This window comes from Nocardioides mangrovicus (assembly GCF_003674065.1).
In the GTDB taxonomy this organism is placed as follows: domain Bacteria; phylum Actinomycetota; class Actinomycetes; order Propionibacteriales; family Nocardioidaceae; genus Marmoricola; species Marmoricola mangrovicus.
Map to the genome: position 1 here is coordinate 103,031 of NZ_RDBE01000010.1, position 12,698 is coordinate 115,728.

The window sequence follows — 12,698 nt, forward strand, 5'->3', positions numbered from 1 at the left end:
AAGGCCGCCGTCCGGGCGCAGACTGTTCAGTACGCCGGCCTCCTCGGCCGGCGCCGACTCTCGGAGATGGTGCGCAGATGACTGCTTCCCTGCCCGACATGATGCCCGTGCTCTCCCGCGGCAAGCACCGCAACGCCAAGCGCGGCGCGTGCTTCATGGAGATGGCCTCCTACCTGGCCGGGGAGAAGTGGTCGGACCATCCCGCGTGCACGCACGGCCTCCTGGCGGCGGTCGCCCGCGACGTCAACGACTACGTCGAGGACGGCGCCCGCAGCCGCATCGTCCCGCTCATCCCCTCGGTGGTCGGCCTCACCACCGACGACCCGCGCGCCGACGCCTGGATCGCCCAGGAGGTCGCGCTGATCGCCCTCCCGATCGCCCCGGCCCCCCGGCAGCGCGTGGCCGCCGTCGGGCTGGTGCGCTGCGAGGAGGTGCTCAACGACCTCGAGGGACGTCCCACCGAGGCGATGCGCCCGGAGATCCGTGCGGCACTGGACGCCCAGCCCCACGCCCGCGACTGGGCGTACCGGTTCCTGCGCCGCGGCCGCAGCACCAGCGCCCGCAGCTTCAACCGCCGCAGCGCGCCGGTGATCGCCCGCGCCTCCGTGGCCGGGGTGGCCGAGGCGCTCGGGGAGGAGCGCGACGAGCGGCTGGTCGGGCTGCTGGAGCGGGTCGTGGTGCTGTGCGAGGAGCGCTTCCCTCAGGCCGCCATGGCCTCGTCGGTGGTCTCGGCCGCGTCGCCCGCCGAGCGCCAGCGCACCAGGGCCTGACGTCCGCCGCCGTAGAGGGCGTAGGCGACCAGCACGCCGAACAGCGACATCGCGCCACCGCCGATGAGGGTCCAGCGGGCCCCGAAGGTGGCGCCGACCCAGCCCACGACCGGGGCGCCCACCGGGGTGCCGCCCATGACCAGGGTCATGTAGAGCGCCATGACGCGACCGCGCATCTGCGGGGCCGTCGAGAGCTGGACGGTGGTGTTGGCGGCGTTGAGCATCGTCAGCAGCGAGAACCCCAGCAGTGGGGTGAGCGCGGCGAAGGTGACGTAGCTGGGCATCAGGCCCAGCACGATCTCGACCGTGCCGAACGCCAGGCCGGCGACGACCACCAGCCACGGCCGGGGCCGGCCCTCGCGGCGCGCGCCGAGCAGCGCACCGGTCAGCGACCCGACGGCCAAGGTGGTGCCCAGCAGGCCGTACTGGCCCGAGCCCTTGTGGAAGACCTGGGTGGCCATCAGCGCCGAGGTCATCTGGAAGTTCATGCCGAAGGTGCCGGCGAAGAAGCCGGCCACCAGCACCAGCTTCAGGTCCGCGCGACGGCGGACGTAGCGCAACCCGTCGCGGATCATGCCGGGCTCGCGGGGTGCCCGCTCGAGGCGCACCAGCTCCGACTCGCGCATCCGGCGCAGGGCGTAGATGACCGCGGCGTAGCTGAGGCCGTTGAGCAGGATGACCCAGCCCGTGGCGGCGACGCCGGAGCCGAACAGCGCGATCAGGAAGCCCGAGGCGGCCGGCCCGACCACGCGCGCCAGGTTGAAGGAGGCGGAGTTGAGGCCGACGGCGTTGGCGAGGTCGTCGGGGCCCACCATCTCGCTGACGAAGGACTGGCGGGCGGGGGCGTCGAAGGCCGCGCCGATGCCGAAGCAGAAGGCGACGGCGAAGACCATCCACGGCTCCACGACGCCGGTGAGCGCGAGAACGGCGAGCAGCAGCGAGCTGAGCCCCATCCACGCCTGGGTGGCCTGCAGCATCTTGTTCTTCGCGAAGCGGTCGGCCAGGAGCCCGGCGTAGGGCGAGAGCAGCAGGATCGGCAGGAACTGCAGGCCGGTGGTGATGCCGAGCGCGGTGGCCGCCGCGGAGGAACTGCCGTGGTGGAGCTGGAGCACCAGCCAGTCCTGCGCGACGCGCTGCATCCAGGTGCCGGTGTTGGAGACGACGCCACCGGCGGCGTAGAGCCGGTAGTTGCGGTTGTGCAGGGCGCGGAAGGTAGGGCTCAATCGAGTGACGCAAGCCTTTCGAGGATCGGGGCGGCCTGGCGGAGCACAGCGCGCTCGTCAGGGGTGAGCTGGTGCAGGCGCTGGGCCAGCCACTCGTCGCGGCGACGCCGGTCGGCCTGCAGCCGCCGGGTGCCCTCCGCGGAGATCGCCACCAGCACCTGACGCTTGTCGTGCTCGTCCTGGCGGCGCTCGACGTAGCCTCCGTCGACCAGGCAGGCGACGGTGCGGGTCATCGAGGGCGGTTGCACCCGCTCGTGGGCGGCCAGCTGGCCGACGGTCATCTCCCCCTCGCGGAAGAGCACGCCGAGCGCCGAGCGGGCGCCGACGCTGAGGTCGTCGGTGGCCTCGCGCTGGTTGGAGAGCCGACGCCGCAGCCGCATCACCGAGACCCGCAGCTCGGAGGCGAGCCCGGCGTCGGTGCGCGCGACGCGCTCCACGGTCGGAGTCATGATGCTGAGCCTAACTCATTAGTCAGGCTAAGCATTCCTCGGGTCAGGTGAGCAGCTGGCGCACCGGGTCGATCGCGAAGTACACGACGAACAGCGCCGAGACCACCCACAGCAGCGGGTGCACGCCGGCGGTGCGGCCGCGCACCAGCTTGATGAGCGCGTAGGAGACGAAGCCTGCGCCGATGCCCACCGAGATCGAGTAGGTGAAGGGCATCAAGACGATGGTGAGGAAGGCCGGGATCGCGATGTCGACGTCGTCCCAGGAGATGCCGCCGACCTGCTGCATCATCAAGAACCCGACCAGCACCAGGGCCGGCACCGCGGCCTCGCTGGGGATCACCTCGACCAGCGGCGCGAAGACCATGGAGAGCAGGAACAGCACCCCGGTGACCACCGAGGCCAGTCCGGTGCGAGCGCCCTCGCCGACGCCGGAGGCCGACTCGATGTAGGCGGTGTTCGACGAGACGCCGCCGAGACCGCCGGCCGCCGCGGCGAGCGAGTCGACGACCAGGATCCGCTGGGTGCCCGGCGGCATCCCCTCCTCGTCGAGCAGCCCGGCCTCGGCGCCGATGGCGGTCATCGTGCCCATGGTGTCGAAGAAGTCGGCGAGCATGAGGGTGAAGACGAGCAGCACGGCCGAGACCACGCCGATGTTGCTGAAGGAGCCGAGCAGGTTGACGTGGCCCACGGTGTCCAGGTGCGGGAGCGAGACGACGTCGCCCGGCAGCCGCGGCACGTTGAGGCTCCAGCCGTTGGGGTTCACCTTGTCGCCGTCGACGCTCGGGCCGACGTTGGCGATGGCCTCGATGACGATGGCCAGCACGGTGGAGGCCACGATCGCGATGAGGATGGCGCCGCGCACCCGGCGCACGTAGAGGGCGATGACCAGGACCAGCCCGATCGCGAACACCAGGACCGGCCAGCCGTCGAGGAAGCCGTTGGCCCCCAGCTGCACCGGCACGGTGGTGTTGGCGGCGTCGGGGATGCGGCGCACGAAGCCGGCGTCGACGAACCCGATGAGGGCGATGAACAGGCCGATGCCGACCGAGATCGCCGTCTTCAGCTGCGCGGGCACCGCGTGGAAGACCGCGGTCCGGAAGCCGGTGAGCACCAGCACCAGGATCACGACGCCCTCGATCACCACCAGGCCCATGGCGTCGGCCCAGGTCATCTGCGAGGCCACCGAGAAGGCCACGAACGCGTTGAGGCCCAACCCCGTGGCCAGCGCCAGGGGGTAGTTGGCGACGAGGCCCATCAGAATCGTCATCACGCCCGCGACCAGGGCGGTGCCGGCCGCGATGGCGGCCAGGTTCGGGGCCGAGCCGCCGCCGAGGTACTTCCCGTCGGCGTCCTTGGCGAAGCCGAGGATGAGCGGGTTGAGCACGATGATGTAGGCCATCGTGAAGAAGGTGACGATGCCGCCGCGCACCTCCCGCCCAACGGTCGATCCGCGCTGGCTGATCTTGAAGAACCGGTCCACGGGCGGCATCAAAGCAGACGCGGTGTGGACCGGTGTGTTTCGGCGGCGTGAAATACCCGCGTCGGGGGTGGCGGCACCCCCGAACGGGACGAGAATGCCGCCCGTGACGACCACTGGAGACCTCGACAACCCGATCGCCGCCGAGCACTACGGACACCGGACCGTCGCGGTCGAGCCCGGCGGCGTCGAGCAGATCCCCGAGTCCGAGCGGCACGGCACCCCGCTGCAGCTGCTGTGGACCTGGACCTCGCCGAACCTGGAGTTCGCCACCATCGGCGTCGGCATCATCGGCCCGCTGTTCTTCGGCCTGAGCTTCTGGCAGTGCTTCCTGGCCATCGTCGTGGGCACCGCCCTCGGCTCGGCCACGCACGGGGTGCTGTCGGGCTGGGGCCCGCGCAACGGGCTGTGCCAGATGGTGCTCAGCCGCACCGGGTTCGGGTTCCTGGGCAACATCCTCCCCGCGGGTCTCAACGCCGTCATCGCCGGCGTCGGCTGGTTCGCGGTCAACAGCATCAGCGGGGCCCTCGCGCTGCACGCCCTGATCGACGGACTGCCGAAGGTGGTGTGCCTGCTCGTCATCGTGGCCGCGCAGCTCACGCTGGCCTTCTACGGCCACAACCTGGTGCACGCCTTCGAGCGCTACGCCCTGCCCGTCCTGGCGCTCGTGTTCCTCATCGGCGCCGTCATCGTCTTCGCCAAGTCCGACCCGGGCGCCCCGGGCAAGCCGATCCCCGGCGCCTGGCTGATCGAGGCGGCCGCCGCCTTCGGCTACGCCTGCGGCTGGAACCCGTACGCCTCGGACTACACCCGCTACCTGCCCAGCAGCGTCGACCGCGTGAAGACCGGGCTCTACGCCGGCCTGGGCATCTTCGTCTCCTGCGTGGTGCTCGAGACCGCCGGCGCCGCGATGGTCTCCGCCGCCGGCAAGGCCGCGAACGTCGACCCGGGCGTCTACACCGGACTGTTGCCGACCTTCCTGGGCGACCTAACCCTGCTGTGCATCGCGGTCGGCGCCGTGGCCGCCAACGCGCTGAACATCTACTCCGGGGCGATGTCGTTCATGGCGCTGGGGGTCAAGCTGCCGCTGCACCGCGCTCGCGCGGTGGTCGCGGTGGTCTTCGGCGTGCTCGGCTTCGTCGTGGCGATCCTGGGCCTGAAGAACGCCGGCGAGAACTACGAGAACTTCCTGCTCGTCATCGCCTACTGGATCGGCCCCTGGCTCGGCGTGGTGCTGACCGACCGCTACCTGCGGCGCGGGGAGTCCACCGAGGAGCTCACGGCGACCGCGACGGACACGACGTACCGGAACTGGGCCGGGCCGATCGCGATGGGCGTCGGCATGGTGATCTCGATCTGGCTGTTCTCGAACCAGACCAAGTACGTCGGGCTCGTGGTCAAGCACGAGCCGCACGTCGGTGACATCACCTTCCTGGTCGGCTTCGTCGTCGCCGCCGCGCTCTACCTGGTGCTCTACCCGGCGATGGGCAAGCGCGCCAAGATGGCCGTGTGACCACCGACGAGGAGATGCTCGCCGTCGCCGTCGAGGAGGCCCGACAGGGCCTGGCCGAGGGCGGCATCCCGATCGGCGGGGCGCTCTTCGGCGCCGACGGCACGGTGCTGGGCCGCGGGCACAACCGCCGCGTGCAGGACAACGACCCGTCGATGCACGGGGAGACCTCGGCCTTCCGCAACGCCGGCCGGCAGCGCAGCTACCGCGGCACCACAATGGTCACCACGCTCTCGCCGTGCTGGTTCTGCAGCGGGCTGGTCCGCCAGTTCGGCATCGGCCGGGTGGTGATCGGCGAGGCGCAGACCTTCTACGGCGGACACGAATGGCTGTCAGAGAACGGCGTCGAGGTGGTGCTGCTCGACGACCCCGGGTGCGTGGCGATGATGACCGACTTCATCGCCGCCCGCCCCGACCTGTGGCACGAGGACATCGGCGTAGATTGAGCGCGTGACCTCTCCCCCGCCGCAGCCGCCGGAGACGCACGAGATCCGCGGCCGGGTGTACGTCGTGGCCGAGGTCGACCCGGTCGACCCCAACGGGGTGCGTACCACCGCCGTCGGCACCGTGCTGTGGCTGGCGGCGTTCGTGATGCTGCTGCCGTTCGTCGGCCGGCTCAAGGCCGACGACCACCTGTGGTGGCTGTGGACCTGCCTGGCCGGCTTCGGGCTGGGCCTGGCCGGCTGGGACTACTGCCGGCGCCGCCGCAACCGGCTCCTGGAGAGCTCGGAGACGTCCGGCTAGAACCGCTCGAGGTCCTGCGGGGTGAGGGTGTCGACGATCGGGTCGGGCACCGGCGCCGGCAGCTGCTTCTTGCGCAGCTGGGCCTCCGAGTGCGCGCCGCAGCCGTGGCCGTAGGCGACGACGCGGGCGTCGTCGTTGGCGAACTCGTTGGCGCAGACCCCGAAGTCCTCCGCCAGCGGGCCGGCCAGGCGCACCAGGAAGCCGCACGACCAGCACTGGTGGTGGGCCTGCTGGGCCAGCGGTGAGTCGGGGCCCTGGTCGCCGGCGTACCAGCGGTCGGCAGCGAGCGCACGACCTGCCACCGAGAGCACCCGGGTACGGCCCAGTCCCAGCTCCTTGGCCACCGCGCGCACCTGGCCGTCGTCGTGCTCGTCGGACTCCTCGGCGTCGCCGGCCAGGAAGGTCGGCACCAGCCGGTCGTCGTCCTCGTCGGTGGGCAGGATGTCGCCGGGCGAGAGGTCGCCGGGCCGGATCCGGTCGCGGTAGGGCACCCAGGCCGGCGCGACGATGGCGCTCTGGCCCGGCAGCAGCACGATCTCGTCGACGGTGGCCGAGGCCTCGCCGGCGGCATGGGCGAGCGTGACGGCCCAGCGCCAGCCCGGGTAGCCGCGCTGGGTGCAGGCGAAGTACCAGGTGCCGACGCCGTCGCCCTCGGGCACCAGCTCCAGCGCCTCGCCGACGACCTCGGCACCTACCTCGGCCACGAGGGCCTCGCGGGCGGCGTCGGCGGAGGCCGCGAGCACGGCGTCGTCAGTGGTGGCGATCACGACGGGAGAGTCTACGAGACCGTGCCGGGCTTCTTGGCAGGATGGGCAGGTGGACGAGCGGACCGACGGCGACGTCGCCGAGCAGCCGTCCCCGGCGCCGCAGCGCGGCCGGGGGCGACGCTTCGCCTCGGCGACCGGTCGCGGGATCGGCGCCGCCGCGCGCGGGACGCGCGACGGGATCGGCGCCGCGGGGCGCGGCACCGGCCACGGTGCGACGTACGTCTTCCGGCAGGCGCGGCGCGCCAGCCACGCCCAGGGCGCCGGCGACAGCGGGCTCTACCGGATCATCGAGCTGCACGCCTTCAACGCCGCCGGCGACGCCGCGCTGGCGATCTCGCTGGCCGGCACGATCTTCATCGCCGACCCGGGCGGTGCGCGCGGCCCGGTGGCGCTGTTCCTGGGGCTGACCATGCTGCCGTTCGCGGTGGTGGCACCGCTGATCGGTCCGTTCCTCGACCGGTTCTCCCACGGCCGTCGCTGGGCGATCGGCGGCACCTTCGCCATCCGTGGCGTCTGCTGCCTGGTGGCCGCCGACGCGATCGCCTCGAACTCGGTGCTGCTCTACCCCGCCGCGTTGGGCTGCCTGGTCGCGTCCAAGGCGTACGGCGTCGCCCGCGCGGCCACGGTGCCGCGACTGATGCCCGAGGGGCTGAGCCTGGTCAAGGCCAACAGCCGGATCTCGCTGGCCGGCATCGTCGGGGCGGCGGTCTCCGGCCCGCTGGCCGCCGGGGCCGCGTCGTTCGGCGGGCAGTGGTCGCTGCGCTACGCGTTCGTGGTCTACGCCGCGGCCACGGTGCTCTCGATCCTGCTCCCGGCCCGCTCCGACGCCAGCGACGACGAGGACTCCCTGATGGACGGGCCCACCCGCACCCGGCTGCCGTCGGTGGTGGTGCTCGGCCTGCGCTGCAACGCCGGGCTGCGGATGCTCTCGGGGTTCCTCACCATCTACATGGCCTTCCTGCTCACCCAGCACCCGCTGCCCGGCTGGACCGGCACCACGTTCCTCGGCCTGCACCGCGAGACGCTGCTGCTGGGGCTGGTCATCGGCGCCGCCGGCCTGGGCAACACCGTCGGCATCGGCCTGGGCAACCTGCTGCGCGCCGTGCCCACCCGCGTGATGGTGGTGGTGCCACTCGTGCTCGACGCCGCCGCCGCGGTGTGCGCCGCCCTGTTCTACGGCCTGCTGTTCGCCGTCGTGCTCGGCCTCGTGGCCGGCGTCAGCCAGGCCGTCGGCAAGCTCGCCCTCGACGCCGCCATCCAGCGCGACGTGCCCGAGCGGGTCCGTACCTCGGCCTTCGCCCGCTCCGAGACGCTGCTGCAGCTGTCCTGGGTGCTCGGCGGGTTCATCGGCATCGCCCTGCCGCTCGTGCCGCGGGTGGGGCTGGGCGTGCTGGCCGGGATCCTCGTGCTCTGGACCCTCTTCGTCCTCGTGGCCCGGTCGCGGCGGGTGGTGCCGGGGGTGGCCTGACCCGCCGAAACTCAACACTTGCGCAGTTGCGGCGCCCGATTTCGGGGGACATCGGCCGATAGGCCCGACTCACAACTGCGCAAGTGCGGGGTTTTGGTCGCCCCGGGTGCGCCAACTCCACACTTGCGCAGTTCGGTGGCCCAAAAAGTCCGGCCACGAGCGAGATGCCGGAGTCACAACTTCGCAAGTGCGGAGTTTTGGCTCGCTACTCCAGCTCGTCGGCCAGCCCCCGCAGGAGCTTGGCGACCGGGCGGGCGACCTTGTTCTCCGGACGCCGGCCGGCGCGGTAGGTCTCGCCGATGCCGTCGAGGAGCCGGATCAGGTCCTCGACGATGCCGACCATCTCCTCGGGCTTCTTGCGGTGCGCGTTGCGCTGGGCGTTGCGCTGGTTGCTGGCCACCGACGTCGGCTGCTCGAGGATGCGCACCTGCAGCGCCTGGTCGCCGCGGCGGCCCTGGGCGATGCCGAACTCGACCCGGGTGCCCTGCTTGAGCGCGCCGGCGCCCTCGGGGAGGGCGGAGGCGTTGACGTAGACGTCGGCACCGTCCTCGCGCGACAAGAAGCCGAAGCCCTTCTCGGCGTCGTACCACTTGACCTTTCCGGTGGGCACAGCAAGACCTCTTCTGCAGCGAGTCGTTCGGGCGGGAGCCGGACGAGTCTACGGGTGCGGCCGAGCGCCGGTCATCGGAATTGCTCGGGCTCGGCCAGCAGCGCGTTCATCGAGCCCGACCGGAACCCCAGCGGGTCGACCTCGGCGTGGTCGAACCCGGTCTGGCGCACCGCCGCCAGCACGGTCTGGTCGACCTGCTCGATCAGCGCTCGGTCGATCTCGACCCGGGCGGTGTCCCCCAGGTCGCGCACCCGCACGTCGCGGGCCTGCGGCACCAGCGCCCGCACCGCCGCCTCGGCGCGCTCCACGCGGGCCAGCCGCGCCGGGGTGATCTCGATGCCGTAGGCCACTCGTGAGCTCAGGCACGCCGCCGCCGGCTTGTCCCAGGTCGGCAGGCTCCAGCGCCGCGAGGCCTCGCGCACCTGCGCCTTGGTCAGCCCGGCGTCGAGCAGCGGGGTGACGGCGCCCCGCGAGGCGGCCGCGGCGATACCCGGCCGGAAGCCCGCCCGGGCGTCGTCGGCGTTGGTGCCGGTGGCGACGACGTCGTAGCCCTCCGCCGCGGCCAGCGGGCCGAGCACGTCGAGCAGCTCGCTCTTGCAGAACGCACACCGGTCGCCGTCGTTGGCGCGGTAGCCCTCGCGCTCCATCTCGTGGGTGGCGGGGGTCAGCACCCGCACGCCGAGCGACTCGGCGAACGTACGGGCGGGGTCGCGCTCGGAGGCCGGCAGCGAGTCGGAGTCGGCCGTGGCGGCGGCGACGTTCTCGGCGCCCAGCGCGCGCACGGCGGCGGCCAGTAGGAAGGCACTGTCGGCGCCACCGGAGAAGGCGACCATCACTCGGCCCAGCGCCCGCAGCCGCTCCTCGAGGGCGGCGAGCCGCAGCCCGAGGAGGTGCTCGTCGAGCCAGGCCGGGAAGGCGGTGAGGTCGTCGAGGACGACGTCGGTGCCGGCCGCCCTGAGCTCCTCGGCCGTGCAGCCGCCCGTCAGCACCGAGACGCTGAGGGCGCCGGCCGCTCGGGCTCCCTCGACGTCGTGCACGTGGTCGCCGACGTAGATCGACGCGCCGTGCTCGAGCAGCGCGTCGGCCTTGAGCGTGCTCCACACCTCACCGGCCACGACGTCGACGTCCAGTCCGAGGTGGTCGACGTGGAGCTGGGCGTTGCGGGTGTACTTGCCGGTCACGAGCAGCACCCGGCCGTGCTCGCGTCGTACCGCCGCCAGCGCCTCGGCGGCGCCCGGCAGCGTCGGCGTCGGCTCGATGGCGGCGCCGGGGTAGATCTCGCGGAACCGGTCGACGGCCCCGGGAATGCGCTCGGCGTCGAGGTGATCGCCGAGCAGCAGGTCGAGCGGGGGGCCGAGCCGGGCGGTCAGCTCCTCCTCGGGGAAGCTGACGCCCAGCTCGGCGCCGAGGGTGCGCAGGGTGGCGGCGAACCCGTCGCGGGTGTCGATCAGCGTCATGTCGAGGTCGAACCCGACCACCAGCTGATCCGCCACCGTTCCAGCCTAGGCCGGTGCGGGCACGGCCGATCCTGGGACCGTCCGCAGCGCCACGGGCACCAGCACGACCACGGTGGCGACGATGGAGACCACCACCGCCCACGCGGGCACCGTCTCGCCGAGCAGGTAGACGAAGCCCGGCACCGTGCAGGTGGTGAAGGAGGCGATGATCGTGAACCAGGCGGTCACCTCGGTCAGCCGCGAGAGGCCGAGCGCGATGACGGCGAAGAACAGGCCCCACAGCGCGGCCCACTGGAACCACAGCAGCGCCGAGGCGGCGTCGTCGAAGCGGACCAGGTTCACCACCGCGAAGCCGACGGCGAGGATCGCCACCCACAGCGAGAACCAGCCGAGGCCCGGTCCCTCGAAGCCGGCCAGGCTGTTGACGCCGACGTAGAGGTAGGTGAACCCGAACATCAGCACGCCGGCCGCCGAGAGCACCGCGTCGCCGTCCTTCGCGGTGACGATGAGGTAGAGCGGCGCGACGGTCTGCAGGCCGCCGACGAACAGGTTGAACACGCCGGCGGTCTTGGCGTCGACCTTGCCGAGGAAGAGCAGGCCGTTGATCAGGAGCACCGCTCCGACGAAGAGCAGTCCGACGGAGGCCATCAGAAGTACGCGTTCCCGGGGAAGGCGGCACCGTTGACCTCGTGGTCGCCGATGGCCGACGCCTTGAGGAACGTCGGGTTGTGCGTCGAGGCGGTCCGGGCGTTGCGCCAGTGCCGGTCGAGGTTGTGCACCGACTGCGTGGCCGAGGCGCCCCCGACGTCGAAGAGCCGCGCCGCGGTGGCGTAGGAGAAGCGGTCGATCGCCACCTTCGCCTGCGCCGCCGCGAGCTGGGCCGCCTCGGCGGCGGCCGCGGTGGGCAGTCCGTCGACCACGGAGTCGGCGGCCTCCTGCAACCGGTCGGCCGCGGCGAGGACGATCGCCTCGGCCGCGAAGGCGTCCGCGGAGATCTCCCCGACGACCTGAAGCACCTGCCGGTCCTCGGCGGGAGACCCAGCGGCGGCATGGCTGAAGTTGCGCGAGCGGCGCTGCACCAGCGCCACGGCGTCGTTGCGGACGCTGCGCAGGATGCCGACGGTGACCGCCTGCAGGTACAGCTGCAAGAAGGCGCCCTGGTAGACCGGGTCGTCTTGGTGGTCGGGGTCGCCGAGGTCGAAGTACTCCTCCTCCTCGACCCGGACGTTGTCGAGCCGGGTGGTGCCGGTGGCGGTCAGCCGCTGGCCGAAGCCGTCCCAGTCGTCCTCGACGGTGACGCCGTCGCGGTCCAGCGGCACGACCGCGCCGGCGATGCGGCCGTCGGGGGTGGCCGCCCAGATCTGGGTGTAGTCGGAGTAGAGGGTGCCGGTGGAGTAGAACTTCTCCCCGTCGAGCCGGTAGCCACCGCCGTCCTCGGGGGTGAGCGTGGTGTCGAAGTGCAGGCCCACCGCGTGCTTGCTCTGCTCGCTGAAGCCGTTGCCGACCAGCCGGTCGGCGTTCACCAGCGCCAGGCCGCGGGCCCGCGAGGCGGCGTCGCCGCTCTGCAGCTGCTGCTCGACGAACCAGAAGTGCGTGCGCAGGATGTGCGCGACGTTGGAGTCGGCCTCGGCGAGCTCGATGAGCGTCGTGAACAGCTCGCGCAGGCTCGCGCCGCCACCGCCCTCGGCGACCGGCACGCGGAGCCGGCCGAGGCCGGCCTGCTTGAGCCAGCCGATCTGCTCGAACGGCGCGATCCGCTCGCGATCGCGGACGTCGGCGTCGACGGCGATGCGGTCCAGCAGCGCGCGGAGCTCGGGTGAGCCGGCTCGGACCGGGGTCGAGGTGGAGGCGACGGTGTCGGTGGTCATGGGCGTCCTCGGAGCACTAGGTCGATAATGTCGAGTGAAATAATGCAGTAAACGGCCAACCAGTACAGGCTGCCGGCCGACGGTTGTGCCGATCAGGGGGTCGGCTCCCCCGATCAGGCGACGGCGGCCGAGGGGCGTATCGGGCTAGACAGATCGGGCCGATCGAGCCTCGGGAAACGCGTGTTCTCCCGAATCTGTGACACCGGCGTGGCGAACACCACATGATCGTCGGTGACGGGGATCATCGGGGATCTGACCATCGGAGTGCTGGCATGACCCTCTTCCCCCTTGCCCTCGCTGCCCTCGCTGCCCTCGTCCTCTTCGCGCTGGCGGCACTACTGACCGCGCCCGCGAC

At 72.0% G+C, this 12,698-nt stretch carries 13 protein-coding genes; 5 read left to right on the top strand and 8 right to left on the bottom strand.

Annotated elements, in window-relative coordinates:
• Window positions 1-77: 77 nt before the first annotated feature.
• The gene (locus tag D9V37_RS15110; RefSeq protein ID WP_147455962.1) at window positions 78-770 is read left to right on the top strand and encodes a hypothetical protein; all 693 of its coding nucleotides are present in this window, start codon (window positions 78-80) and stop codon (window positions 768-770) included.
• Here the strand turns inward: D9V37_RS15110 and D9V37_RS15115 are convergent.
• The 3 genes from D9V37_RS15115 to D9V37_RS15125 are packed head-to-tail and all read right to left on the bottom strand — an operon-like array spanning window position 701 to window position 3,931.
• A complete protein-coding gene (locus D9V37_RS15115; protein ID WP_121807015.1) occupies window positions 701-1,993 on the bottom strand; it encodes an MFS transporter in 1,293 nt (430 codons plus the stop codon). The two genes, D9V37_RS15110 and D9V37_RS15115, sit on opposite strands and share 70 nt — an antisense overlap.
• Window positions 1,990-2,442 (bottom strand): MarR family winged helix-turn-helix transcriptional regulator, encoded by a 453-nt coding sequence (locus tag D9V37_RS15120; protein WP_198412590.1) that lies wholly within the window; start codon window positions 2,440-2,442, stop codon window positions 1,990-1,992. Before D9V37_RS15120 ends, D9V37_RS15115 begins: the two co-directional genes overlap by 4 nt.
• Window positions 2,443-2,485: 43 nt before the next feature.
• Entirely contained in the window at window positions 2,486-3,931 is a 1,446-nt protein-coding gene (locus tag D9V37_RS15125; protein WP_121807017.1) for an NCS2 family permease, read from the bottom strand.
• A 94-nt stretch (window positions 3,932-4,025) separates the two neighbouring features.
• Here D9V37_RS15125 and D9V37_RS15130 point away from each other — a divergent pair, with 94 nt between their 5' ends.
• Genes D9V37_RS15130 through D9V37_RS15140 form a run of 3 tightly spaced genes read left to right on the top strand, consistent with a single transcriptional unit; the run spans window position 4,026 to window position 6,173 of the window.
• On the top strand, window positions 4,026-5,432 hold the full coding sequence (locus D9V37_RS15130) for a purine-cytosine permease family protein (RefSeq protein WP_232524942.1): 1,407 nt from the start codon (window positions 4,026-4,028) through the stop codon (window positions 5,430-5,432).
• Window positions 5,429-5,875 (top strand): nucleoside deaminase, encoded by a 447-nt coding sequence (locus D9V37_RS15135; RefSeq protein WP_232524943.1) that lies wholly within the window; start codon window positions 5,429-5,431, stop codon window positions 5,873-5,875. Before D9V37_RS15130 ends, D9V37_RS15135 begins: the two co-directional genes overlap by 4 nt.
• A 4-nt stretch (window positions 5,876-5,879) precedes the next feature.
• Window positions 5,880-6,173, top strand: a complete 294-nt coding sequence (locus D9V37_RS15140; protein ID WP_232524944.1) for a DUF2530 domain-containing protein — start codon at window positions 5,880-5,882, stop codon at window positions 6,171-6,173.
• On the opposite strand, the gene D9V37_RS15145 is transcribed toward D9V37_RS15140, so the two are convergent.
• Complete coding sequence (locus D9V37_RS15145) at window positions 6,170-6,940, bottom strand: DUF3027 domain-containing protein (protein ID WP_121807019.1); 771 nt, start codon at window positions 6,938-6,940, stop codon at window positions 6,170-6,172. The genes D9V37_RS15140 and D9V37_RS15145 overlap by 4 nt on opposite strands.
• A gap of 49 nt (window positions 6,941-6,989) precedes the next feature.
• On the opposite strand from D9V37_RS15145, the gene D9V37_RS15150 reads away from it, so the two are divergent.
• Window positions 6,990-8,408, top strand: a complete 1,419-nt coding sequence (locus D9V37_RS15150; RefSeq protein ID WP_232524945.1) for an MFS transporter — start codon at window positions 6,990-6,992, stop codon at window positions 8,406-8,408.
• Between the two features lie 205 nt (window positions 8,409-8,613).
• On the opposite strand, the gene D9V37_RS15155 is transcribed toward D9V37_RS15150, so the two are convergent.
• The 4 genes from D9V37_RS15155 to D9V37_RS15170 all read right to left on the bottom strand — a co-directional run bounded on the left by D9V37_RS15155 (window position 8,614) and on the right by D9V37_RS15170 (window position 12,343).
• A complete protein-coding gene (locus D9V37_RS15155; protein ID WP_121807020.1) occupies window positions 8,614-9,018 on the bottom strand; it encodes a cold-shock protein in 405 nt (134 codons plus the stop codon).
• A gap of 71 nt (window positions 9,019-9,089) precedes the next feature.
• Window positions 9,090-10,511, bottom strand: a complete 1,422-nt coding sequence (larE, locus tag D9V37_RS15160; RefSeq protein WP_232524946.1) for an ATP-dependent sacrificial sulfur transferase LarE — start codon at window positions 10,509-10,511, stop codon at window positions 9,090-9,092.
• Between the two features lie 9 nt (window positions 10,512-10,520).
• The gene (locus D9V37_RS15165; protein ID WP_121807021.1) at window positions 10,521-11,123 is read right to left on the bottom strand and encodes an AmiS/UreI family transporter; all 603 of its coding nucleotides are present in this window, start codon (window positions 11,121-11,123) and stop codon (window positions 10,521-10,523) included.
• Window positions 11,123-12,343, bottom strand: coding sequence for an acyl-CoA dehydrogenase family protein (locus D9V37_RS15170; protein WP_121807022.1), 1,221 nt, complete (start codon window positions 12,341-12,343; stop codon window positions 11,123-11,125). The genes D9V37_RS15165 and D9V37_RS15170 overlap by 1 nt, the downstream gene beginning before the upstream one ends.
• Between the last annotated feature and the right edge of the window lie 355 nt (window positions 12,344-12,698).